General features: G+C 57.2%; 16 protein-coding genes. 9 read left to right on the top strand and 7 right to left on the bottom strand.

Features of this window, described 5'->3' with window-relative positions; genetic code table 11:
* Positions 1-146: 146 nt before the first annotated feature.
* From TERRO_RS06130 to TERRO_RS06105, 6 genes are all read left to right on the top strand, one after another.
* Entirely contained in the window at positions 147-1805 is a 1659-nt protein-coding gene (locus TERRO_RS06130) for a DUF2079 domain-containing protein (protein ID WP_169315285.1), read from the top strand.
* Positions 1802-3328 carry a lipopolysaccharide biosynthesis protein gene (locus TERRO_RS06125; RefSeq protein ID WP_157178271.1) on the top strand — a complete coding sequence of 509 codons (1527 nt, stop codon included), beginning with the start codon at positions 1802-1804 and terminating at the stop codon, positions 3326-3328. The genes TERRO_RS06130 and TERRO_RS06125 overlap by 4 nt, the downstream gene beginning before the upstream one ends.
* Positions 3328-4734, top strand: coding sequence for an O-antigen ligase family protein (locus TERRO_RS06120; protein WP_014785125.1), 1407 nt, complete (start codon positions 3328-3330; stop codon positions 4732-4734). The genes TERRO_RS06125 and TERRO_RS06120 overlap by 1 nt, the downstream gene beginning before the upstream one ends.
* Positions 4731-5909, top strand: coding sequence for a glycosyltransferase (locus TERRO_RS06115; protein ID WP_014785124.1), 1179 nt, complete (start codon positions 4731-4733; stop codon positions 5907-5909). Before TERRO_RS06120 ends, TERRO_RS06115 begins: the two co-directional genes overlap by 4 nt.
* A 163-nt stretch (positions 5910-6072) precedes the next feature.
* Positions 6073-7092, top strand: coding sequence for a glycosyltransferase (locus TERRO_RS06110; protein ID WP_245536228.1), 1020 nt, complete (start codon positions 6073-6075; stop codon positions 7090-7092).
* A 415-nt stretch (positions 7093-7507) separates the two neighbouring features.
* On the top strand, positions 7508-8722 hold the full coding sequence (locus TERRO_RS06105; RefSeq protein ID WP_157178270.1) for a right-handed parallel beta-helix repeat-containing protein: 1215 nt from the start codon (positions 7508-7510) through the stop codon (positions 8720-8722).
* Here TERRO_RS06105 and TERRO_RS21895 read toward each other — a convergent pair.
* A complete protein-coding gene (locus tag TERRO_RS21895; RefSeq protein WP_014785121.1) occupies positions 8716-9993 on the bottom strand; it encodes a glycosyltransferase family 4 protein in 1278 nt (425 codons plus the stop codon). The two genes, TERRO_RS06105 and TERRO_RS21895, sit on opposite strands and share 7 nt — an antisense overlap.
* A complete protein-coding gene (locus tag TERRO_RS23605) occupies positions 9980-10345 on the bottom strand; it encodes a serine O-acetyltransferase (RefSeq protein ID WP_245536275.1) in 366 nt (121 codons plus the stop codon). Before TERRO_RS23605 ends, TERRO_RS21895 begins: the two co-directional genes overlap by 14 nt.
* 823 nt (positions 10346-11168) lie before the next feature.
* On the opposite strand from TERRO_RS23605, the gene TERRO_RS21890 reads away from it, so the two are divergent.
* On the top strand, positions 11169-13472 hold the full coding sequence (locus TERRO_RS21890) for a putative Ig domain-containing protein (RefSeq protein ID WP_169315284.1): 2304 nt from the start codon (positions 11169-11171) through the stop codon (positions 13470-13472).
* Between the two features lie 56 nt (positions 13473-13528).
* On the opposite strand, the gene TERRO_RS06085 is transcribed toward TERRO_RS21890, so the two are convergent.
* Positions 13529-14866 (bottom strand): sugar transferase, encoded by a 1338-nt coding sequence (locus TERRO_RS06085; protein ID WP_014785118.1) that lies wholly within the window; start codon positions 14864-14866, stop codon positions 13529-13531.
* A 1-nt stretch (position 14867) separates the two neighbouring features.
* On the bottom strand, positions 14868-16016 hold the full coding sequence (locus tag TERRO_RS06080; protein WP_014785117.1) for a DegT/DnrJ/EryC1/StrS family aminotransferase: 1149 nt from the start codon (positions 16014-16016) through the stop codon (positions 14868-14870).
* 358 nt (positions 16017-16374) lie between these two features.
* Between TERRO_RS06080 and TERRO_RS06075 the strand changes: the two genes are divergently transcribed.
* The gene (locus TERRO_RS06075; protein WP_014785116.1) at positions 16375-17331 is read left to right on the top strand and encodes an NAD-dependent epimerase/dehydratase family protein; all 957 of its coding nucleotides are present in this window, start codon (positions 16375-16377) and stop codon (positions 17329-17331) included.
* A gap of 61 nt (positions 17332-17392) precedes the next feature.
* On the top strand, positions 17393-19282 hold the full coding sequence (gene glmS, locus TERRO_RS06070) for a glutamine--fructose-6-phosphate transaminase (isomerizing) (protein WP_014785115.1): 1890 nt from the start codon (positions 17393-17395) through the stop codon (positions 19280-19282).
* Positions 19283-19321: 39 nt separating this feature from the next.
* On the opposite strand, the gene TERRO_RS06065 is transcribed toward glmS, so the two are convergent.
* From TERRO_RS06065 to TERRO_RS06055, 3 genes are read right to left on the bottom strand one after another with little or no spacing between them, the layout of a single operon-like run.
* On the bottom strand, positions 19322-20776 hold the full coding sequence (locus TERRO_RS06065) for a TolC family protein (protein WP_014785114.1): 1455 nt from the start codon (positions 20774-20776) through the stop codon (positions 19322-19324).
* A complete protein-coding gene (locus tag TERRO_RS06060; protein WP_014785113.1) occupies positions 20773-23910 on the bottom strand; it encodes an efflux RND transporter permease subunit in 3138 nt (1045 codons plus the stop codon). The genes TERRO_RS06065 and TERRO_RS06060 overlap by 4 nt, the downstream gene beginning before the upstream one ends.
* Positions 23910-25106, bottom strand: a complete 1197-nt coding sequence (locus TERRO_RS06055) for an efflux RND transporter periplasmic adaptor subunit (RefSeq protein WP_014785112.1) — start codon at positions 25104-25106, stop codon at positions 23910-23912. The genes TERRO_RS06060 and TERRO_RS06055 overlap by 1 nt, the downstream gene beginning before the upstream one ends.
* Positions 25107-25120: the final 14 nt, after the last annotated feature.

Raw genomic sequence — 25120 nt, 5'->3', positions numbered from 1 at the left:
TGGGGGCGGTCTCCGTCGGGGTCTGGCTGTGGCTTGCCTTCTTCCGGTCGCTAGGTCTGCCTGGTGTGGCCATTGCATTTCTGTGCGTCGGTGGCGCATGCACTACGATCGCCGCCATCGGCGCTGTGAACAGCCGATCCGGAACGGTGGTGCTGTCGCTTTCCAGATCGTCCGTTGCTTTTACGTTGCTGCTCTTGTTCGTACCGGAGTACATCGGAAGGGTGCGTCCGCCAGGCCTCCGGTCGGCTCTTCTGTTTGCGATCGTCACTGCACTGTGGGTGATGCTGGCGACTGGCCCAGAAGAGACTGTCGCAAATGAGCGTCGCAGCGCACGCGGGAGTGGGCTGTTGTTTTGGATAATCGCTGGGACTTTCTTTGCCGGGGTCACGGCGCTTGCAGTCCGAAAGTATTACGTCCTGGGATATGTTGGGCAGGATCTGGCTTACTTTGCGCAGATTATGCACACCACGCTTAACGGTCATTTGTTCTGGGGTTCACTGCTGCAAGATCTTCTTTACTCACACACCGTAACGACCGATTTCGCGGGGCACAACTCGCCCATTATGTTTCTTTTTTTACCGTTCTATGCATTATTTCCCAGCCCGATCACACTGCTTGTGCTGCGCAATGTAGCGATGGTCGCATGCATCTTTCCGGCGTACCACATCGCCCGCATCTATACAGCAGATAAGAATGCGCGACTGTGGGGAGCCGCTTTTCTCTTCTTACCGGCGATCTACTACCAAACTAGTTTTGATTTCTATCCTTTGAGCTTTGTTGCGCTTCCGCTCCTGTATACGCTTCTCTTTTACCTGCGCGGTGAGTATCGACAGTTCCTGTGCTGGCTCGGACTCACGCTGCTAGTCCGGGAGGACCTAGCACTGTTTGCGATCATGCTTGCCTGTGTTGCGCTGCTTCAGCGCAAGAACAGTCGCTGGGTTCTCACACCACTGCTTGGAGGGGTGGTATGGGGAGCGCTCTCTTATCTTTATGTGCTGCCGCATGCGTTGCATGGTGCTTCCTTCGTGACAGACGCATGCTTCAGTCACCTCGGACAGACTCCCGCTCAGATGCTCACTCGCGTTTGCAGCAGTCCACAAACGACCCTGCTGCCGCATAACAACCTTGTCTACCTGAAGCAACTGTTGACACCAACTGGATTGCTGTTGCCTTTTGCAAGCCCTTTGGTGCTAACCTCTTTGCCGTTTCTGGCGATCAATCTGCTCGCCGGCCCGGGGCGATGCATCACCACTGTTATTGCTGCTCAGTACTCGGTTGTACCGTCAGTGCTGCTCTTCATCAGCGCTTTGCTGTGTGCAACCGGTCGCGGTCTGCCCGCAAAGCTGGCACACCTTGGACTTCGCAGTGCGCGTGTGCCTCCGCTAGTTTTTCTTTCTCTCAGTCTTGGCACACTGGTTTTCCTGACTGGGGCCCTCCAGGAGGACGAGCTGCGTATGAAGGCGTGGACGGGCGAGGCCCGGAGAGTTGCCGCCTTTGTACCGGCTGGCGCTTCGGTGGCGGCCCCTCGTTACCTTCTCCCCTTACTTGCGAATCGCGATTGTCTTTACCAGACGCACCGGTTGCAGCAGTATCACAGCGCCGTCTATGAGTACCTGATCCTTGATTCGGATTGGAGACACATCGACGCCGCAGCGGAGTACGAGTCTGCCTATCGTACTTTGCTGCATGATGCGCCTCTGGATTCACGTTATCGGGTGATTTACAGGACATCCGCGTTTATGGTGTTGCGGGATCCTTCGGTCAAGGGACGTGGCTGCTTCCCTCAGCCGGGTGGTGCATCTTGAGCAGCAACCCACCAAAGCTGATGCAGGACATCGTCAACTACCTGGCGGGTCGAGGCTCGTTGATCGTCCTGGGATTCATTACGTTTCCGATCTTGACAAGGCTGCTGTCGGTCGAAGCGTACGGCGTTGTCTCTCTCACGTTCCGGCTGGTGTTGTTATTGGTCGTGCTGTCCAAGTGCGGACTACAGTATTCGGCTGCACGCTTCTTTCGTGCGACCGATTCGGATACGGCGGAGCAGAGACGCTTCTACTCCACCCTGCTGCTTTGTCCAGTGCAGATTTCGCTCGTGGTGTCGCTGATTTATGTTGCGATCCTCCTGTGCAACACCTCAATCCGCCACGACACGCTTCTATTTCATTGCCTCTTACTTGCGCCAGGCGTTGTGCTACTTCGCACCGTTCAATCCATGCTGCTGAGCTTTCTTCGTAATGAAGGGCGCAGCAGGGCTCACACGATTGCAGAAGTTGCGACCAAACTCACCACTGTCGTTGCACTCGTCACGCTGGCGCTTGCGGGGCAGCATCGGGCGTTTCCTGTGCTGCTTGGCACGTTAGCAGGAGAGTCGGCAGTTGTTGCCTTTCAACTGCAAAGCGTCTTGCAGCGCGGGTTGATTCGGTTTGGCGCTATTGATTGGGAGTTGATACGGCAGTCGCTTCTGTTCGGTGTGCCTTTGATCGTCTATGAGCTCTCCAGCCTCGTTCTGGATTCAGCTGACCGATTGATCGTGCAGCGATACCTTGGTGATCATTCGCTCGGTATTTACTCCGCTGCCTACGGAATTTCGGGGTATGTGCAAGACACGGTCATGACGCCGCTTAACCTGGCGCTGTTCCCGGTCTACATGCGTATCTGGAACGAGCAGGGCCGAGATGAAACGATCCGCTTCCTTTCTAACGCGCTGTCATGGTTTCTGGTGCTGGCGCTCTTCATCATCGGTGCATCGTGGCTTTCTGCGAAGGATGCTCTGATTCTGCTGGCATCCCGACGCTTCCTGGGCGCCGACCAGCTGCTGATGATCCTCGTGCCAGCGCTGATGATCTATGCCCTGCATATCTTCCTGAATGTTGGGCTGATCCTAGAAAAGCGAACGACGATGTTGGCATTGATCGCGGCGTTTTCTGCGGTCGTCAACATTGCTGCGAACGTCTACTGGATTCCCCGGATCGGGCTGACCGGCGCCGCCTTGGCCACGCTGGTGAGCTATCTCGCAATGATCGCGGGGCTGCTGATCGTCAACCGGAAGATTCTGCCGCTGCAGCTCAAATGGCCACTGGTGGTGAGCGGAACGCTTGCGATGCTCCTCTCCTATCCATTGCCGACCTTCTTGCACGCACGGATGTCGATGGTAACGCTGGTTGGGAGAAATACTCTCTACTCGCTGCTGTTTGTAATATGCCTGCTCCTCTTTTCAGCCGAATTTCGTGGGCTGGTGCAGCAGTCTAGGGTTCGCTTTCTCTGGGTACGCAGAAAGAACTGGGCGGCGATGATGCCCGCCCGATCGACCGTGGGAGGTTCCGAGTGATGCAGGTCATGATGGACCCAGCGGGTGCTTCCAGTCTCAAGGCTCTGGCCCTCTACACCGTGGTGGTCGCCGGTGCGGTAGGTACGCTTGCCTTGCGATCCGAATTGGGAATCTATCTGCTGACGGTGCTGTTGCCTCTACAGACCACTCGTTACCATCTGCATGGCCTGCCCCTCGGATCCAATATCGTTGACATACTTCTGATCTGCACCTTGATTGGCACGCTCATCCGACCACCGAACTCCGAGTCGAAGCGCCCTGCCATCCTTACCTTTCTGGCTTTGCTGTGCGGCTTCTATCTGCTGTCGCTTTGGCGCGGTGCATTCTATCTCGGCGGACAGATGCCGATCTCGTTCGCCGATCCGCGGTTAGTGGATTACAAGAACTTCATTGTCATGCCGCTGCTGGCGTTCGTTGCTCTTCGGGCGATCCGTACGAAGGCACAGATTGCCGTGGTCATCGCCTTGTGCTGCATCACAGCCGTCGCCGTCGATTACAGCTATCTCAAAAGCGCATCAGGGCGCGACTTCAGTCACTACGCTGAAGAGACCCGTGATGCAGGTCCGCTCGGGTATGCCGGCGAGAACGGACTGGCTTCGTACATGGCAGAGATCACAGCGTTCATCCTGCCAATTCTGGCTCTCCGTAAGAAGGCCGGGGTGCGATTGCTCATCGTGGTGTGCGTGGCCGCCAATATCGTCTGCGTCCTGTTTTCGTATTCACGAGAGGCCTATCTTGCGCTGGCCCTTACCCTTTGCTTCATTGCTGTTGTCCGTGTGCGATGGCTGTTCGTGCCGCTCCTATGTCTTGCAATCGGGTCACAGATGATCCTTCCGCAAGCGGTATTGGAACGCATCGCGATGACTTATACGCGACCGAACGCCGGGGAGGCAGCCGCACTGGATGCCTCAGCACAGGAGAGAGTTCTGCTGTGGACCGACGCGATCAATCTGTTCCAGAGCAATCCGGTTATCGGCACCGGGTTTCTTACGTATTCGAGACTGGGAAGGGTTGGATCCTACCAAGACACGCACAACTTCTACTTGAAGATGCTGGTGGAGACGGGCGTTGTGGGGTTAGCACTTTTTCTGCTCCAGTTATTGCTCTTGTTCCGCCAGGGTCTGCGCTTGTTTGTCAGCGCCACGGATCGTTTTCTGTCGCTGGTTGGCCTTGGCTACGCCGCTCTTATCCTGGCAGCCGCCATCGTGAATGTTTTCGGGGATCGATGGATGTTCATCCAGGTTGACTCCAATCTCTGGATTCTTCTGGGTTGCGTGTTGAGCGCATCGTCGCTCTCGAGCGACACGCCGACTGCTCCGGTGAACCACAAGGCAGAGCCCCGCTTGCGTCACGCGTGGCATGGAAGTCCGACTCCTACTCTGGCGCTTGAAGGAGCGACACAATGAGCACTCAGACGTTGGTCACCGAAAGCGAGAGTTCTGCTGCAATTCAATCGAAGCAGCGGTCTGTGCTGTTCTTGATCGATCAACTTACCGAACTGGGCGGCGCCGAGCGAATGATGTTCGCGCTGGCCGACGCGTTACCTCGCCATGGCTATCAGGTAACAGTTGTGACATTGCGAGACCAGGTGAGCGAAGAGGCGCACAAGCTAGCTCGAGACATCGTGGTGTTGCCGATCCACTCGTGCTTTTCGCTGGAAGGCCTCCGTGCAATCCGGACACTTGTTCGAATGATGCGGGAAAGAGAGGTGTCCCTTGTGCAGACGTACTGCGAGAGTTCCGACCTGATCGGTGTCTTTGCAGCCCGTCTTGCAGGAGTACACAACCTCTGCTCAAGCAGACGCGATATGGGCATCCTGCGATCGCTCAAGCATCGTGTCGCTTATAAGTTCCTGGCGCCGCTCTACACGCGTGTAATTGCAGTGTCAGATGGCGTTGCGGAGCGGCATCGGCAGATGGATGGTCTTGCTGCGGGCCGCATGGCGGTCATCCGTAACGGGGTTGATCTGGATCGTTACCGACTCAAGTCCGATGCCACGCGCATCTTGCCTCAACTTGGAATTCCTACGAACATGCTGCTGGTCACAACGGTGGCCAATGTCAATCGCTGGAAGGGGCTCGATGTCTTCCTGAAGGCGGCGGCGCTGGTGCGCCAGCGGAATGCGGATGTGCACTTCGCGATTGCCGGTGACTGGACGGATGGCCAGCACCTGAAGGAACTGCGTGCACTTGCGGAGCAACTTTGCGTCACGGAATACGTGCATTTTCTGGGCCACGTTGATGATGTTCCGTCGCTGCTGCGAGCCTCAGACGTCTTCCTTTTGCTCTCTCGTAGTGAAGGCTTTCCGAACGTGGTGATCGAAGCGATGGCCGCATCTCTCCCCGTGATTGCCACAGACGTCGGCGGGACACGGGAAGCGCTCCTGGATGGCGTGACCGGGTACCTGGTTGCGGATCAGGACCATCATGCTGCGGCGCAGCACATGATTTCTCTTCTGTCACACGCAAATAAGAGGAGGCTTATGGGCGCTGCCGGCCGGCAGTTGGTTGAAGAGAACTTTTCAATACAGACGATGGTAAAGCGCCACATGGAGGTCTATGATGCCATCCTGGCCAAATAGCGGTCTTCTCGGCACGTTACCGCCGATCTCCTGGGTCGCACTCTTCTGGATCTGCAGTTTCGTCGTGCTGTATACCTACGCCGGGTATCCATTGATGCTGTGGTGTGTCACTCGGTTCAGGAAAGAGCGCTTGCTTCCGCCTTCAAGCGCACCTTCTCTGACGTTGCTGATCGCAGCGCACAATGAGGCGAGTCGGATTGCTGACAAGCTAAACGAATGCCTCAACCTTAACTATCCCAGGAGTGACTTACAGATCCTTGTCGTGTCCGACGGATCGACCGATGAGACCGTTTCGATTGTCCGCTCGTTTGAGCCGCTCGGTGTGGAACTTCTAGTGCTGGAGCAACAGTGTGGGAAGACCGCTGCGCAAAACGCGGCCGTGCTGCAGGCGAAAGGGGACATCGTAGTGTTCTCTGATGCTACGACGGAATATGACCGCGACGCGCTGCGCTATCTTGCCGGGGCGTTTGCAGACGAACGCATTGGCGCTGTCTCTGGCCGCTATTCCTACATCAATGCTAAGCGCGTGGATGGAACGGGCGAGGGCGCAAAGGCGTATGCAGGTTATGACAATCGTCTACGGCGGATGCAGTCTGCTGCAGGCAGTATCACCGGCTGTTGTGGGTGCATCTACGCGGTCCGAAGGGCCTTGTACGTCCCTCTGGAACCTCATATCATCAGCGATCTTGTTGAACCGCTACAGATACTCCTGCGCGGCTCGATGGTGAAGTTTGAGCCACGAGCGGTGGCCCGCGAAATAATCTCGCATGGCAACGGACGTGAGTTTTCTATGCGCGTGCGGGTGATCGCACGCGCTCTCACTGGCCTCAACAGTGTCAGATCTCTTCTGCTTCCCTGGAAGCATCCCTGGATTGCATTGCAGATTCACTCACACAAGATCTTGCGTTACGCGTTGCCGCTTTTCTTACTCGGCATTCTGGTTGCTTCCGCTATGCTTCGTGATCGACCGCTCTTCCGGATGGTCTTCCTGGGGCAGTTGTTGCTTTACGGAGTTGCAGCGATCAGCTTGATCGCACCCGCAACCCGCCGGATGAAACTGTTCGCTTTGCCGCTCTACTTCTGCACAGTTAATGCGGCAGCCCTGTGTGGGGCTATACAGTTCCTGCGCGGCACGCGCTACGTGGTATGGAAGACGCAACGTGAGCCCACACATGCAAGTTAGATTGGTGCGACCGATGCAAACGACGGTTGGAACATCTTCGCCAGGATGGAATTCGGCTTACTCTTGCAAGGCAGCGCGTGTGGGATTCTTGTTGTGGATACTTGTGATCTGCTTTCTTCGGTCAGAGGCGCAAGAGGTTCCGCGGATCTTTTTTACCGATCTGACAAGCGGACCGGCTACAGGCGGAGAGGCGGATTCCGGCGCGTTTGTCACACTCTATGGCGTTGGTTTTGGAGCCGAGAGGCATGGTTCGTACGTCACAGTGGGCGGGGGCCATGCGTTCGCTTATCCCGTCTGGTCGAACGAGAGAGTGACTATCCAGTTGGGGCGCGATACCCGATCGGGAACTATCGTTTTGCACCGCGACGGGGTCCTTGAATCCGATGGCGTACCATTTCGTATTCGGCCGGGTCGCGTGCTCTTCTTTCCTGCGGCGAAGACGCCGCTTCTACGAAGTGCGATCGAGCAGCTTCGACCGGGAGACATCCTCTATCTTCGCGATGGGACGGAAGAGACTTTGCTTGATCGCTATGATGCTGCGGTCAACGTGATGCAGAGCGGCAAGCCTGACGAGCCCATCGCACTTGTGGCTTATCCGGGCGCGGATGTCGTCATCGGTTCTGTGGATGGGACGTTGATTGCCGCGCGTACACCGAATGTTGAGCGAACATCCGATCACTGGGTTGTTGCCGGGATACATTTTCGCGGGAGACAAGAAGCTTTGGATCTGACGTCTTCCAAGGATTGGAGAATCGTGGGGAATGACTTCACCTGCCCGCACGGCTTCGGACCTACTGGTTGCGTAGAGATCTCGCAAGCATCCAAGATCGCATTCCTCGGCAATAGGATTCATGACGTTGGTCAGCCAGGAACGACAAAGGTTTATCACGCGCTCTACTTCAGCACCGACAGCAATCATATCGACGTGGGATGGAACACCATTGCGAAGGTGCGGGGATGTCGGGGCATCCAGTTTCACTCCACTCCTGAGGAAGCTGGTACCGGCTTAAACCAGTACGACATCCGCATACACGACAACACAATCCATGACACTGTCTGCGATGGTATCAATCTGGCGACGATCAATCCCGCGGCCGGCCGAATTGGAGTATGGAACAACCTTATCTATAACGTTGGGGAAGGACCCGATCCTCCGGATGGTAGTTCTGACTACGCTTGCATCTTTGTTCAGGGCGGTTCGAACAATGGTCCCTCGGGAAGTGGGACGGTTGAGATCGATCACAACACGATGTATCGATGTGGCGGTAGGCGTAATACAGATTCCGGTGCAATCTCTATTTCAGGCGGGTCGCCACACCAAGAGGTCCGTCTGAGAAATAACATCATCGTCCTTGACCGTGGTGTCCCACTGCTGGCCCCAAACAGCGTACGCGGTTTACTGGTTGGTTCAAATAACCTAATCTGGTGGAGGAATGCGACCAGTCCCCCGCCTAGTGTGAGTGCTGGCTTCCTTCTGGAAGACCCTATGCTGCGCGATCCTGCGCACGCTGACTTTCACCTGAAAGATGGCAGCCCCGCGGTGCAACACGGTGTTCACACGGGGATCACGCGGACATTAGAGGGGCGGCCTCGTGATGCGACGCTCCGTCCGGACGTTGGCGCCTACTGATACGAGACGGATTGTGCTGCGCGATGCTGCTGCAGCGTCTGTTGCAGTAGATCTTCAAACCGCGATGCAGCTCTATCGACATCGAAGTGGCTTGCCCAGATGGCACCACGGCGGCCGTAGGTCTCTCGGAGATCCTTGTTCAACATCAATAGTGCGATCGCGTCGGCTATGTCCTCGACATTGTCACCGTCAACGCGCAGGCCACTTTGACCATGGTCGATAGCATCAGCGGTTCCGCCGGCGATGCCACCAATCACTGGAAGACCGCACGCATTCGCTTCCAGAAAAACAACACCAAACCCCTCGGTATCTCCGTTGATCTCACGGTTCGGCTGAAGAAAGACATCGGCCGTCTGATAGAGATGAACCAATTCTTCCTCTGGCACAAAACCTATGAAAGAGACCGATTGAGTCAATCCAAGGTCTCTCGTGAGTGCTTGCAGCTCTTCGCGCTCGGCTCCTCTTCCACCGATGACGTAACGCCAACTCGGCAGTGCCTCCCCGCGTTGCACGAGGAGTGCAAGTGCCCGCAGAGCCTGATCGATTCCCTTCCTTCGATCAAGGCGGGCAACGGTTAAGAGGATCGTCTTGTCTGACCAACCGTTTTGGCAACGCAGGTGTTCGCGTTGCGGGCTGGGGTGAAAGCGTGTCTGGTCGATAAAGTTTGGCAATACAACAGTACGGTCGGGTGAGGCAGGTGTTAGTTTTCCAATCATTTCGGCGGTATAAGTGCTGACTGCGATGTTAAGCCGCGCGTCTCGCAAGCACCGTCGTTGCCACGCACGCATCCAGGGTTGAAGGAACAGCGGCTTAACCTGCATGGTCAACTCTTCTCCGTGCACATAGTTAACCAGGCAGGCGTCACGATGATTGCAAGGCATGAGCCAGCCGGCGGAGTAAGTGCCGCCACAAACGATAACTGCCGGCTTGTAAGTCTGGACTAACGCCTTCCATTGGCGCCGACCTTCGGAGAAAAAGCGGGCCAGCTCAACGATAGCCATGGCCGGCTTCACTAATGACCCCCTATGGCGGGAGAGGTGAAACTCAAATGAGTTGATGCGTTCTACAGTAATTCCGTATCGCGATCGCATTTCCTGGTCCCATGCATCGGCTACATCATGCCCGACGCCGCTGTAATCGGCGACCAAGACGAAACGGAACTTCGTGGTTCGGGTGAGAAGGCCCAGGTATACCTGCACGACGCCGCCGTGATAGGCAGGTGCAAAGTATGGAGCGGCGAAGAGCACGACGGGACGGTCATCCTGCTTCATGAGCGAGATCCTCTCGTTGAGCGAACGTAACGTCATCGCGTCGCTTCACGATCCTGGCGGGGACGCCCATGACCGTCGCTCCGGCCGGAACGTCTCGATTAACGAGCGAGTTCGCGGCGATGCGAGCGCCATCCCCAACCATGATCGGACCAATTATCACAGCGTTGGTCCCTACGTAAACGCCATCCCCCAAACGTGGCACACCTGACTGCCCCGCACCACGCGCCCCTATGGTGACGTGGTGCGCGAGGTCACAGTGACTCCCAATGACGACGTCCGGATGAAGAGTGATGCCGCCGCTGTGCGCGATCAAAAGTCCGGGGCCTATCTTTGTTCGGACGTTCAGACGCATTTGCAGCAGAGCGTCGAGGATGACGCTACCGATCAGATGGACCATCTTGCCCGGGTAGCGAATGAAGCCGACCCGGCGAGGACTATAGATCCACCTGCCGAAGCGATACCAGAACACGCACCAGACCGCGGGATTTATGAGGATGCGCCACTCCGCGTCACCATAACTCCTGTATCGCTGTAAGTCAGCTCGAAACTCAAACATCACGATCGCACCTGAAGACGGCTACGAGAGTTACTGCATTTTGAGTGCCAAAGCGAACAACCATGCGGACGGAAAAAATTTCGTAACGCGTAGCGAAAAACTTACTACTAGAGATTACTGACTTACGGTGAATCAATCACTTACGGGAAGTGAAGATATTGGGTCAGGAATTGCATTTGCCTGCAGACGGTTGCAACCTGCCAACTCAGACACGAAGTCTGCAACACAGCCCCACAACCACTCTCATCCCCCAGATGAAGGAGATTGATTTACCTTGCGCATCTTAGGTCGCTCACCGTTTGCACAATTCACAAGGGTCGGGGCACACGCTCCCGCACTCTTAACGCTTTTCGGATGCACTCTCTCCCTGCTGAACGCAAATGCATGGGCTAGTACTCGCGAAGCCTCCTCCAACAACGTCGGCACGATCTCGGAAATCGCCTCTTTCAATCAACGGCCTTCTTCCCCTCTCACGAGTCTTCCCGCGGGAAGTGGTTCCTTTACTAAGGGAGCTTCCGCCTCGCCGGACGCCCAAGAGCCCATGCTTCTGGCTGCCCAGAGGCGGTGGCGGTGGCGTTCGACATCGCAGTACAGCGCTGTGCAGGTGCAAACTACTTCCTTGCCGTCAGGTACTGTTGGCAAGGCCTACTCAGCCGCAATCAGCGCTACCGGCGGGTCCGCACCTTATACCTGCACGTTGGCAACGGGCTCTCTGAATCCGGGGCTCTCCCTATCTGGCTGCAGTGTCGCAGGAACGCCAACCAGCGCCGTCACCTCATCGTTCACCCTAACCGTGCGCGACTCTCGCGGAACATCAGCGCAGAGCGGAGCACTCGCGGTCTCAGTCGCAGCAGCACAGCCTGCGAATCTTTCCATCTCAGCACCCTCCTCCGCTACTGCGGGGAAAGCCTACACGGGCGTCATTGGAGTGTCTGGCGGTAAAGCGCCTTACACCTGCTCAATTACCAGTGGAAGTCTTCCTGCCGGTCTGACTCTCAACAACTGCACGATCTCCGGCACACCGGCGAAGGCTGGTAGCTCGAGCGTCATTGTGAAGGCGTCTGACTCCAACTCTCCGGCTGCAACGTCCAGCGCAACCATACCTGTGGTTGTGAATGCTGCCCCTGTTACCAATCTGACGATCACCTCCCCGGTTGCAGCAACTGCCGGATCCAATTACACAGGCACCATCGGTGTGAGCGGCGGTACGGCCCCGTACAGCTGCTCGCTTGCGAGTGGCTCCCTGCCGGCCGGCCTGACACTGAACGGTTGCAACGTTACGGGTACGCCCACCACTGCAGGTACCTCCAAACCTTCGATCAAGGCTTCGGACTCGCGGGCGAACTCCACCACCAGTGCAATCAACGTGACGGTAAACCAGGCTCCCTCGACGGGATCAACAGTCTACCCGCACATCAATTACACCGATCTGAATGTGGGAAGCGGTTCCGGCGGCGACAATGGAAACGGTGTTTACGTTCGAATCTTTGGTAGCCACTTCGGAGCTTCGAAGGGCAACAGCACGGTCGCCCTGGGCGGTCTGCTGGTGACCAACTGCAGCCTCTGCTCCTGGAGCGACACACAAATCGTTGCTCAACTGGGCGGCTCTGCAACCACTGGACAGATCGTCGTCACAGCCAACGGACTCGCGTCGAACGGCGTGCCCTTTACTGTGACGCCGACGACGATCCTCTTTGTGTCGCCAAACGGTAGCGACTCAAACTCCGGCACCTTCGCTTCGCCCTTCAAGACATGGCGCGCGGCGTTTAACTCCGTCACATCCAATGACTCGAAGTCGCCGTCGCAGAACACGGTGATCTATCTCGAACCCGGAACCAATGTAAGTGCTGATGATGGCCGCGGATACAGGGCTTCGATCTCGACGGACATTGGCGGATCCTCGCCAACCAATCAGCTCTCCATTGTCGGCTATCCTGGTGGCACGGTGAACGTTGGCAGTACTTCCGTTGACAATGGCGTTAAAGGATGGGGCAAGTACATCACCATCGCAAACCTCAGCATTCAGGGCCGGAACTCGGCCATTGATGCGGAGGCGGGCAACGTCCGTATCATCAACAACAGCCTCTCCTGCCCGGCTCCGCCGAGCGGCCTTGGCGGTACCGCATGCGTGCTTGGAGAAACGACCAATCCCGCTGAGACATGGGTATTCCACGGTAATAACGTGCATGACACCGGTGGAAACGTTGATAAGACCTACCACGCCGTCTACTTCTCTTCCAACGTGAATCATGCCGATATCGGCTGGAACAACGTGGGACAGAACTTCAAGGGCTACTGCCGCGGCATCATGTTCCACGCGACAGTCGGCGCCAATCAGTACGACCTCCACATCCACGACAACGTCATCACGAACAGCTATTGCGACGGCATCGGACTTGCTTCGGTCGATCCCTCAAAGGGCACGGTCGAGGTATATAACAACGTGGTGGCTCACGCCGCGCTTGCGAGCAACCCGTACGGTGTTGCCAACGAAGCGGGTATCGCGATCAACTCTGACCCGGCTGGCTCTACGAGTGGGACGGTCCAGGTTTACAACAACACGGTGGTCGACGCCGGTGCTTACAAGATCGGCAATCAGAACGGCTGCTTTGGCGTTGTGTTTGCAGGAGCTGGAATGCAGCTTACGAACAACATCTGTTCGCAGCCTTCCACCGCACAGCCCTACATCGAAAGTGGATCGCAGAATGTCAGTGGGTCAAACAACCTCTGGTACGGAGCAGGGCCCGCACCTGCCTTTGATCGCGCTCCGGTGAACTCTGATCCAAAGTTTATTTCGTCGACCAACTTCGCATTGCAACCACAGTCTCCAGCGAAGTCATCCGGTAGCACGACGAAGGCCTCTCCCATCGACATCATTGGCGTGCCTCGCAGCGAGACACCCACGATGGGTGCGTATCAATAACTCTTAAACGAATCACTTCCGCAGGAGGGGCATCTCGATGCCCCTCCTTTCTTTTGTCAGAGCGCGCCGCGTCCTACAAGAACGACCTTCAGTGTTTCCAGGGCGATGGCACAATCAAGCCACACCGAGAGATGCTTTACGTAGAAAAGGTCATACTCTAGTTTCCGCTTTGATTCTTCGACGGTTGCGCCATAGTGATAACGGACCTGCGCCCATCCTGTAAGACCGGGCGGAACTGAGTGACGGTGACGATAGAACGGGATATGCGCTTCAAGCATCGTGCAAAGATGCGGCTGCTCAGGCCGCGGCCCAACCATACTCATTTCACCCTTTAATACGTGAATCAGTTGGGGAAGTTCGTCGATGCGATACTTCCGAAGATGACGCCCCAACGTTGTGATGCGGTGTGTGTCCTCGCCTGCCCATCCCGTTAACTCACCAGGTTTGACCGGTGCCATCGATCGAAACTTGGTGATATTGAATGTGCGCCCGAAGAGCCCCGTTCGGGGTTGCCGGTAGAAGACTGGTCCGTCCCGCTGCAGTAACAAAGCAAGGGCCGTGACCGCCATAAGAGGCGACGAAAGGACGAGTAACGTGCTCGCAAGGACTAAGTCGAAGACACGCTTGATCACACGCTTGGCGGTGCGATTCGCGTAACGATCACTGAAGATGCACGATTGCGCGTCCAGTTCATCCACGCGCACACGTCCGGTGGCTCGTTCAAAGAACGATTGTGCATCCTCAATCGCTCGTCCAGCCATCTTCAGATCCAGCAGTAACGCCAGATTCGCCGGTGACTGTGCCTGCACATTCGTGACAATTACGCGATCGAAGTGTTCCGAGCTATTCATGTCGTTCAAAAGGAACTGGAGGTCGGCCGGAAGAACAATGCGCGACACTTCCATATTCCACTCAGGACTGCAAAAGATTACCGCCTGCAATTCCGACGCGTCTTCTCCACTCCCCACAACAAGCACCTGTTCACGGCGGCGCGGCAACGCCCAGAATCTTGCAATGATTGTGACGGTGGCAATCAGAGCTGCGAACAACACTGCGCGCGATAACACCGGTGTTGCCATGGGCGATGCTATGGACACCATCGCTAAGAGGAAAAACAGCATCCCGAAGGCATTGAACGTCTGCGCCATCGTCTCCCGTCGTACGCGGATCACCTGCAGGTTGTAGAGCTCGTGGTAATAAAAGATGACCTGACAGAGGAACCCGACAGCCATAAGGCGCCCGAGACTCATCAGCAGACTGCCCGTCGGCCGTTCCTGATCGATCGCGATGGAGGAGAGGACGAACAGCATCGGCGCGACAAGGACCAGCATCACGAAATCAAGGGATAGCAACAGCGCCGCGCGTGGCGGCAATGCCTTTCCGCTGATCGTCATCTCATGCCACCCCGGAGAGCGCGACCCTGGATCGCGCGGACGTGCTGAGCAGAGCCTGCTTGACCGCCCTGACAACGCGATTGACCTCAGACTCCTCAAGATCCGGATAAATCGGCAGCGAAAGAACTTCGCGAGCGGCCTTCTCCGCCTCTGGTAACGATCCCTGCTGGTAACCGAGCGACCGATACATCGGCTGCAAATGAAGAGGGATCGGATAATGCACCGCCGATTCGACGCCTAACTCCTTTAAGGCCGCCTGCACACGGTCGCGCTCTGGAACGCGGATGGTGTATTGGTGAAACACATGCGAGCACCGTGGCGCGACGATCGGAAGGACTACCTCATCCAGCTGCCCCAACGCATCGCTATAGCGGACAGCGTGTTCTCTGCGGGCGCGGTTCCACTGGTCAAGATACGGGAGCTTGACGCGAAGGATAGCCGCCTGAATTTCATCGAGCCGGCTGTTCCAGCCCAAGGTCTCACTGCGATATTTCTTGCGGCTTCCGTGTGCTCGCAGCATCTTTAACGATGACGCAACTTCAGCACTGGCCGTGACGATCATGCCACCGTCACCGTATGCACCGAGATTCTTGCTTGGGAAGAAGGATAAGCAGCCGAAGTCGCCGTAGGAACAGACGGGCTCGCCGGCGTAGGTCGCCCCCAGAGCCTGGGCCGTATCGCCGAGCAGGGCAAGTCCATACTTTTTCGCGAGCGTTGCAATGGGAAAGATATCAGCGGCCTGTCCGTAGAGATGGACTGCAATGATCGCCTTGGTCGCTGGCGTTACAAGCGCTTCGAGGGTGGTCACGTCCATGGTGTAGCTTGCTGGATCGATATCGGCGAAGACTGGCGTTGCTCCCAGGAGACTAACCGTGTCCGCAGTCGCGACGAAGGTGAACGCCGGCACAATGACTTCATCCCCGGGCCCCACTCCTGCTGCCTTCAGCGAGAGTAGCAATGCGTCCGTTCCAGAGGCCACGCCGACGCCATACCCCGTCCGGCAATACATCGCGATCTCTTGCTCCAACGTGGCTACCTCATCCCCCAGGATGAAGTTCTGCCGGGCGAGCACCTGTCCGATTGCCGCGTCAATCTCAGGCCGCAAAGAAGCGTATTGACGCTCGAGGTTAAGCATTTTCACAATCTGCATCCATCTCCTCCATCTGGCCATTGCAGTCGCAGCGGCACAGTTTGTATCTTGTTTTGCACGTTCGCGACCACACCTCGGAGTGGCCCTTTCAGGCCCTGGCGTGGGCTTATGACGATTCATCGACCGAGTACGCGTGATCTCAGGCGCGAACGATGCAATGGATTGCACACTTTCTGCATCGCGATTGGCGTCAGGATGTGGCGTTTCTTGATAGGCTCCTACGCCCCAATGCTGCTGGGGACGGAAGCTCGCAATGATCCTGAGGCCCGAAAACAGCCACCTGCCAACGATTGCTCTATTGGCACGACAAATGCTCCGCACTGACTAAAGCACTTAGCAAGCTCAGGAGCATGCGCTGATGGCACGTTACCTAATTACTGGCATAGCCGGATTTATCGGATCGTCTCTTGCTCACGAACTTCTGCGGCAGGGCCATGACGTTACCGGTGTCGATAACCTGTCAGGCGGTGACATCCGCAACCTCGACGGGATTATCCGCGAGATTGATCTTCACATCATGGATGTCAACGAAACAGACCGTTTACGCAAATGTTGCATTGGTGCTGACTTTCTGCTGCACCAAGCAGCGTTGGCGTCGGTGCAACGCTCGATTGACGATCCGCAACTCACTCACGCTTCGAATGTGAATGGAACGCTGAGCGTTCTGATCGCAGCACGAGATGCGCGTGTCTCTCGCGTGGTGTATGCAGCGTCTTCTTCTGCTTACGGCAATAAGTCTCAACAGGCCAAATGCGAGGATATGTTGCCGGATCCGCTTTCGCCGTATGCCGCGCAGAAACTTTCGGGCGAGCATCTTGTGCGGAGCTTCTCGCGGGTCTACGGGATGGAAGGTGTGTGCCTTCGATACTTCAATGTCTTCGGACCACGGCAGGGTGCTGACTCCCCCTATTCAGGCGCGATCGCCAAGTTCATCTCGATGATGCTTAAAGGGGAGACGCCCCTCATCTTTGGCGATGGCAGCCAGAGCCGCGACTTTACGTATATCGACAATGTCGTATCTGCGAACCTGCTTGCTTGCGGCGCGCCAGCATGCGATGTGTCGGGGCAGGTCTTCAACGTTGGCGGCGGCAGGAGTTACACGCTCAATCAAACCTACGATCTGCTGGCGCGGCATTTGTGTTTTCCTCACGGCCCACGCTACACCGCACCAAGAGTGGGCGATATCCAGCACTCTGAGGCGGATCTGACGCGCAGTATGCAAATGCTGAGTTATGTCCCACTGGCGAGCTTCGCTGATGGCATTGCGAGAACCGTTCAATGGTTTCTCACCAATGAGCTCCTTGCGGTGTCTTAGAACATTGTCTTTATGTCGAACGAACTGCCATTCTCGCCGCGCTTAGAAGGGACGACAGGATATGTGTGGAATTGTTGGTTACATCGGAGCAAGGCCGGCGGTGCCGGTGATCATGGACGGGCTGCGGCGCCTGGAATATCGCGGCTACGATTCTGCGGGGATCGCGCTGGGAGGTGCCGATACCGGCCTGTCTATCCGACGCGCGTCCGGCAAACTTCGCAACCTAGAGAGTTCGCTTTCGCTGAACCCGCTGCAGGGCGACTATGGCATCGGACACACCCGTTGGGCGACGCACGGACGTCCTTCGGAGACCAACGCTCATCCGCATCGCGACTGCACTGGTTCCCTGGTGGTCGTGCACAACGGTATCGTAGAAAACTACTGCGAATTGCAAGACCAGTTAAAGGCAAAAGGCCACTTCTTCCTGACCGAGACTGACACGGAGATCATCGCCCACCTGATCGAACAGGAGTATCTCGATTTACGCGAACGCAACGACGGAGATGCAGCACCCTCACTTGAGAAGGCAGTGAGTCAAGCAGTGAAGAAATTAACTGGAGCCTTTGCGATTGGTGTCATCTCAACCGACGATCCGGGCAAGCTGGTTGCTGCGCGCAGTGGCCCTCCGGCGGTGGTTGGTTTCGGGGATGGCGAGTATTTCCTGGCGTCCGATGTCCCTGGCATCCTTCAGTACACGCGCGATATTGTTTTCCTGCAGGATGGGGATGTTGCGGTGCTGACACGATCCGGCATCAGTTTCAGTGACTTCCACGGGAAGCCTCTGAAGCGGTCACCACAACACATCACCTGGGATCCGATTCAAGCCGAGAAGAACGGATACGCGCACTTCATGCTCAAGGAGATCTATGAGCAGCCGCGAGCTGTGCGCGACACGCTCCGTGGCAGAATATCAGCGGCATCCGGTCACATCGAACTTCCTGGCCTTGATCTGAGCCACGACGAGATCGTTCACGCCGAACGTATTCTTATTGCTTCCTGCGGAACGAGCTGGCACGCCGGACTCGTCGGCAAGTTCCTCTTGGAACGGATGGTTCGCATCCCGGTCGAGGTGGATTATGCGAGTGAGTTCCGCTACCGCAGACCAATCATGCGTTCACGCGACATCGGCTTATTGATCAGCCAATCTGGTGAGACGGCTGACACGCTCGCCGCGCAATTGGAGATGATTGCAGGGGACATTCCAACACTCTCCATCTGCAACGTTGTCGACGCCGCACTTACTCGCAAAGCACGCGGCAGTATCACCACAAATGCCGGCCCGGAGATTGGTGTCGCAAGCACTAAGGCCTTCACTGCGCAGATCGCCGCACTGCTTACTCTGTCGCTTTATTTCGCTCAGTGCCGAAAGACCATGCCGCAAGAGGCGGTCCAGTCGATCTTGCGGGAGTTAGAAGTGCTGCCAAAGGCGATGGAAGAGGCTTTGCGCACGTCCGCCCCTGTGTGCGCGCGACTGGCCAAAATCTTTTCAAACGCAACGGATGTGCTTTTTCTCGGCCGCGGCATTCACTACCCCATCGCCCTGGAAGGCGCTCTGAAGCTGAAGGAGATCAGCTACATCCATGCTGAGGGCTATCCTGCGGGTGAGATGAAGCATGGACCCAACGCCCTGATCGACGAGACGCTTCCCGTGGTCTGTCTTGCGACCAAGGATGGGGATGATCCCGATAGTGTCTTGAAGTACGAGAAGACCTTGAGCAACATCCAGGAGGTCACTGCAAGAGGCGGACGGGTGATCGCGATCGTTGTGGAAGGGGACACGGCTGTGTCATCGCTCGTAGAGCATACGATCACGATCCCGCGGGCTTCTGAAGCTCTCCTTCCCATCCTGGAAACGGTGCCGCTGCAACTACTCGCTTACTTCATCGCGGTTGAGAAGGGTTGCGATGTGGACCAGCCGCGAAACCTGGCCAAGAGCGTCACCGTGGAATAAGGCGCGTACGGCCACAAGGCTGGAGGACAGTGTTCAACATCACGGCACTAGATCTGCACCAGCAGCTGCGCTCAGAGTATGAATCGCCATCCATGTCTGCGAGTACGCATTGAGCGCGTCGCTGGTCGCTGCTCGCGCACCACGCAGTGCATCAAGGTAGTCTATGAGCGCAAGTCCACCGTGGTCGAATGCGTAACGCGCGATCGAGAGCACATCAGCGGATTCATCCAGATAGTGATCTCCAAAGCGGTTAGAGAGCACGCGTGCATGAATGTAGGCACTCCATGCCTGATTCACGTCGGAAGCTACCTGGTTGCGCGTCGCCTGCTCGGTCAACACTGCAGCCTGCGCTTGAAGCCGTGCTGTCTCCTTGTTGCCCTGGTTGCGATCGAAGATGCGGAGCGGGATATTGACGTTAAATCCTGCCGAGTTATCCGTGCCAGTCTTGTCGTACTCCACTTCGAGCGTCGGATCCGCAGTGCCCTGAGCTATCGCGAGCTTCGCGGCCGCATCGGCCGCGGCGATCGAAAAGGAAGCCGCTCGAAGATCGGGCCGGCGCTGCAACGCTGTTGCTAGCACCTCTTCCCGTGTCTGCGTGACGGGTGGCGGGACGATAGGACCGGTCACGTCAAAGTCTGGGGAAGAGACAGCGATCCCCATCAGCATCTGCAGGTGATCGGATGCCTGCTCCACCGCGATCTCGGCGTTCTGCTCATCAGCTTCCGAAGCGCCCAGTTGCAGATCGAGGCGCTCGAAGTCCAGCTTGCCAAGGTCACCTGCCTGAAAGCGGTCACGTCCGATCTCCACTTCATGACGGAAATCAACAAGCTGCGCGCGGGTGAGTTGCAATGCCTCCTTCGCGATGAGCATAGACGTGAACGCCTGCCGGACATTCAACTCAGTCTGCCGAATGGTGTCCTGCAACTGCGCTTCCGTCTGCGAAGTCGTGGCGCGAGCGTTATCCAGACGGTACTCGCGTTTGTTCCCACGTTCAAAAAGCCGCGACACCTGCAGAGAGTATGCGTAGGGATTCGATGCGTCCGACGGCAGTGTGACGTTGGAACCCGCGAAGCCGACATAAGGGTTGGCACGCACACCGGCTTGCAATTCCTGTGCACGGACGGCATGGAGATTCTGCTGTGCGGCCTGCAGTGTTGGGTTGCGTTGCCGTGCACGGTCCAGCACCTGTTGCAACGTCATTGCGCCAGGCTTTGCGTGGGGAGGAACGCGCGGATCGCTACCGGCAGAAGCTGCGGCGGCATAAGTCGATGGTCCAGATCCAGGCTGTGTGGCGCTGCTCTGTGTGCCTCCGCTGGTGGCTGATGGCGCGCCGCTTTCGGCAGCCGCATGTGCTGCAGCGCCCGTGGCACCGTTGCTTGCAGATCCTGCACCGGCAGCCCCACCGCCAGCGCCGGAACCCTGCGCGAAGCAGACAGGCATCGCAAAAGAGAAGACAAGCAAAGAGAATGTTCGACGCAAAGCAAGAGCGATCATGATGCAAACTCCTCATCCTGGCCCGGCAGCACATCAGCGTTCGTCGAGAGCCAGACGTAGAGGGTGGGCAGAAGGAAAACATTGATGATGAGAGCGCCCACAAGGCCCCCCACGATCACGATGGCAAAGGGGCGCTGCGAGTCTGAACCGATGCCGTGCGACAGAGCCGCGGGCAGTAGCCCCAGCGTTGCAACGAGCATGGTCATCAGGATGGGGCGCAGCCTCAGCACAGCGCCTTCAATAGCAGCCTTCTCCGGACTATCACCGTTTGCGCGCAGTTGATTCATGTACTCGAGCATGATGATGCCGGTCTGCACTGACACGCCGAAGAGTGCAAGAAAACCGACACCGGATGACACCGAGAAGTGCGTGCCGGTAGCAAGCAATGCGAGCAGACCGCCAATGGGAGCCATAGCAACGTTCGCCAGGATCAGGCTTGCCCACTTGGCCGAACCGAACATCGTGTACAGGATGATGAAGATCAACAAGATGGTGATTGGCAGCACGATCAACAAGCGGCGTGAGGATCGCTTCTGGCTCTCGTACTCGCCCGCCCAGTCAATCTTGTAACCCGCAGGTAGAGTCACCTGCTTTGAAACCTTCGCAATGGCCTCTTCGACGGTGGAACCAAGATCTCGGTCGCGCACGGAATACTTGATGGCGACATACCGCAGGCCATTCTCTCGATAGATTTCCTCCGCACCGTCCGTCGTTTGCAGCCTGGTCACCTGCGCCAGTGAAACCCGCTCTCCCGACGGGGCGACGATGCGGATATCGTTGATGGCTTCCGGCGTTGACCGATACGGCCCGGCGTAACGAGTCATGACATCGTAGCGAGCCTCACCATCGAGAAATTGCGTCGCTGAGTTGCCACCGACCGCAGTCTCGATGGCATCCTGCACGTCGGCAACGTTGATGCCAAAGCGTGCAGCAGCATCACGGTCCACGACGAAGTTGAGGTTTGGCTGACCGATGACGCGGAAGAGTCCAAGGTCCTGAATGCCTCGGATGGTGCTCATCACGCGGACAATCTCGTCAGCCTTGGACTCCAGTGTCTTAAGGTCCGTACCATAGAGCTTCACCGCAAGCTCTCCTTTGACACCACTGACAGCCTCCTCGACGTTGTCTGAGATGGGCTGTGAAAAGTTCCAGATGACACCTGGGAGTTCTGCTAACTGTCGATTCATCGCGTCGATCAGCTCGTCCTTGTTCTCGCGGAAGACGCCGCGCCACTCGTCTTTCGGCTTCAGGTCGACGTAGTACTCCGTGTTGAAGAAGCCGGTCGTATCGGTGCCGTCATCGGGCCGACCGATCTGACTGATCACCTGTTTCACCTCGGGAAAAGAAGAAAGAATGATGCGGGCACGGTTCGCAACGGCAAGGCTTTCCGTTGGACCTGTGGAAGGCGCGAGTGTCCCGCGCGCCCAGATTGCGCCCTCATCCAGGTGAGGCAGGAATTCAGAGCCAACCACGCCCGTCGCGATCAGGATGATCGATGTTGCAAGCGCTGCGCCTGCAACTCCAACGGTGACGTACCGATGCTCGATTGCCCACTGTGCGGCAACGCGATATCGCCCGGTCAACCAGCGGAGCAATGGGTTCTCCCACTCTGTTGTCCCCTTCTTGAATAAGAAGCTCGCAAGTACCGGCGCCAGCAGCATCGAGAAGATGAGTGCGCCCAGCAGCGCAAATGCAACGGTCCAGCTCATCGGCTTGAAGAGCCGGCCCTCAACAGACTGCAACGTGAAAATTGGCAGGTAGGCCGTGATGATGATGCCGATGGCATAGAACACAGGCCGCTGCACCTCATGCGCAGCCATCCGAATCTGCTCGTTCACAGTGAGATCTTCGCGACGGTTATGGCTCAGGTGACGAACGATGTTCTCCACCATCACGACAGCACCATCGACGACCATGCCAAAGTCGAGCGCGCCCAGCGACAGCAGGTTCGCAGGGATGTGCTTGAGGTCCAGGCATATGGATGCGAAGAGCAACGCGAACGGAATGGTGATGGCGACGATGAACGCGCCACGCAGATTGCCGAGGAAGAGGAAGAGGATGATGACGACGAGGACGATGCCCTCGGTGAGGTTGTGCAGAACCGTATGCGTCGTCAGGTGCAGTAGGTTACTGCGATCCAGAAACGGCACGATCTTGACGCCTTTCGGCAGCACACGGTCGTTGAGTTCATCGACCTTCTGATGGATCGCTTCCAACGTCTCGTCGGAGTTCGCCCCCTTCTGCAGTAGCGCAATGCCTTCCACCGCATCTGGATCGTCGATCAGTTTCCCATCTGCGGATCGGATCGTTCGACCGATCTGTCCCAGTCGGATCTTCGGTCCCTGCACCACCGTCGCAATGTCGCGCACCCGCAACGCCGTGCCGTTCTGTGCCTTTAACGGCGTATTCGCGATGTCCTCTGTACTGGCGAACAGACCAATCTCACGGACATTGATCTGCTGTGCGCCCTGCTCGATGAAGCTGCCGCCGGCGTTGGTATTGTTCGACGCCAGCGCCTGTTTCACCTGCGCAATGTTGAGTCCATACGAGACCAGTTTCGCCGGGTCGAGTGTCACCTGGTATTCGCGAGTGGGGCCCCCGAAGCTTGAGACATCCACGACGCCGGGTACTGTGCGCAGGTTCTTCTCGAGTGTCCAGTCCTCCAGGCTCTTGAGCGCCATGGTGTCGTACAGCGGGTTGTTGCTCTGCAACGTGTACCAGTAGATCTGACCGACGGGACTCCAGTCCGTGCCGATCTGCGGCTGCAGATTGTTCGGCAGCGTCACCTGCGTCATACGTTCTACGACCTTCTCACGATTCCAGTCGTTGATGCTGTCATCGTCGAAGATCATGGTCACGCTCGACAAACCGGCGAGCGATGTAGACCGTAGATGCGTCATGTGCGGAATACCGGCAAAGCCAATCTCAAGCGGCACCGTGACCTGCTGCTCCACCTCCTCCGCGGCGCGACCTGGCCACTGCGTGATGACCGTGACGTAGTTGTTTGCAACGTCGGGGTATGCTTCCACGGGCAGGTTATGGAATGAGATCGCACCCCAGCCAAAGAGCAGAATAGCCATCACGATCACAAGGAATCGGTTGTCCAGTGCGAAGTCCACAAGTTTCCGGATCACTACTGACCTGCCGTGTTCTGCAGCTCAAGTGCATTCGCTACGACCTGTTGCCCCGCGCTAAGACCGGACGGGATCTCCACCGCGCCACCCGGCAACGTATGTCCTTCTTGCACCGGCACGCGACGATAGCTTCCAGCCGTCGCGGTGGACATGTAGACAAAGTCGTGATCGTGGAGGTGGAGGATCGCGGTGCCAGGCACCGTCACAGCGTTGTGCGCCTTGACACCGCGGAACGTTGCCGTCGCAAACATACCGATGCGCAGCAGGTTGTCCGGATTCTGTACCTGGATACGCACCTTCGCTGTGCGGATCGACGGATCGAGAATCGATCCGATGTCGGAGATCGTACCGATGCGCACTTTATCCGGGAAGGCGCTTAGACGGATCTCTGCACTCTCACCCAGGTGCACGCTGGCTAGATCGTTCTCATAGACATCGCAGACAACCCACACATGCGAGAGGTCCGCGATTGTGAATGAGCCAGCGGCTCCAGCGAAGTTGATACCTGCAGCACCGGCAGCAGTTGTGTTCTGCGCGACTACAATGCCGGAGATCGGCGCGTAGACACGAACGGAATCGCTTGGATGATCTTTGTCCACACCAAGGATGCGCAACTCCTGCTCAGCCGCACGCAAAGCAGCGCGCGCATCCGTCTCTGCATTGTCTGCGACATCCAGTTGGCTCCTCGCGATCGCCCCCTTGTCGAAGAGCAGTTGATCGCGCGTCAGCGTAGTCTTTGCAAGTTGCTCGTTAGCGAGCGCCGTCCGGTAACTCATGAAGGCCTGCGCCACATCCGGCGACTGTACCTCCATCACCAATTGCCCCTTGCGCACGGTGTCACCCAGCCCGACATGCAACGCCGTGACCCTTCCATTCGCAATGGACAGCACAGGCACTTCACGCGAGACGTCTGGCTGCACCGCTCCTGTCACGTTCAGCGTGTCAAAGACAGAGCGCTGATCGGCTGCCACCATTGGAAAGAGTTTCGCTTGGTCCACGTGGACGGTGTTCGACGTTCCGGCTTCCACCACCTGCGGTGTGCTCGGGGGAGCTTCCGCGGCTTCTCGTTTTGTTTCATCGCGGCGGCAGCCCTGCAGGCATGCGAGTGCAACTAAGCTCCACAGCAACAGATGCCCGCTACGGACGGAGAGAACCGGCTTCGCTCGCGCAGCGCTCTCGATACGGAGGATTTCCATAGTTGCGAGTCTAT

Source organism: Terriglobus roseus DSM 18391, from assembly GCF_000265425.1.
In the GTDB taxonomy this organism is placed as follows: domain Bacteria; phylum Acidobacteriota; class Terriglobia; order Terriglobales; family Acidobacteriaceae; genus Terriglobus; species Terriglobus roseus.
This window is presented reverse-complemented; position numbering and strand designations above follow the sequence as displayed.

Excerpts from the sequence above, each read along its gene's own strand:
- TERRO_RS06120 (WP_014785125.1), top strand. The coding sequence starts at position 3,328 with ATGCAGGTCATGATGGACCCAGCGGGTGCTTCCAGTCTCAAGGCTCTG.
- TERRO_RS06115 (WP_014785124.1), top strand. The coding sequence starts at position 4,731 with ATGAGCACTCAGACGTTGGTCACCGAAAGCGAGAGTTCTGCTGCAATT.
- TERRO_RS21895 (WP_014785121.1), bottom strand. The coding sequence starts at position 9,993 with ATGAAGCAGGATGACCGTCCCGTCGTGCTCTTCGCCGCTCCATACTTT.
- TERRO_RS23605 (WP_245536275.1), bottom strand. The coding sequence starts at position 10,345 with ATGCGTCTGAACGTCCGAACAAAGATAGGCCCCGGACTTTTGATCGCG.
- TERRO_RS06085 (WP_014785118.1), bottom strand. The coding sequence starts at position 14,866 with ATGACGATCAGCGGAAAGGCATTGCCGCCACGCGCGGCGCTGTTGCTA.
- TERRO_RS06080 (WP_014785117.1), bottom strand. The coding sequence starts at position 16,016 with ATGCAGATTGTGAAAATGCTTAACCTCGAGCGTCAATACGCTTCTTTG.
- TERRO_RS06075 (WP_014785116.1), top strand. The coding sequence starts at position 16,375 with ATGGCACGTTACCTAATTACTGGCATAGCCGGATTTATCGGATCGTCT.
- glmS (WP_014785115.1), top strand. The coding sequence starts at position 17,393 with ATGTGTGGAATTGTTGGTTACATCGGAGCAAGGCCGGCGGTGCCGGTG.
- TERRO_RS06065 (WP_014785114.1), bottom strand. The coding sequence starts at position 20,776 with ATGATCGCTCTTGCTTTGCGTCGAACATTCTCTTTGCTTGTCTTCTCT.
- TERRO_RS06055 (WP_014785112.1), bottom strand. The coding sequence starts at position 25,106 with ATGGAAATCCTCCGTATCGAGAGCGCTGCGCGAGCGAAGCCGGTTCTC.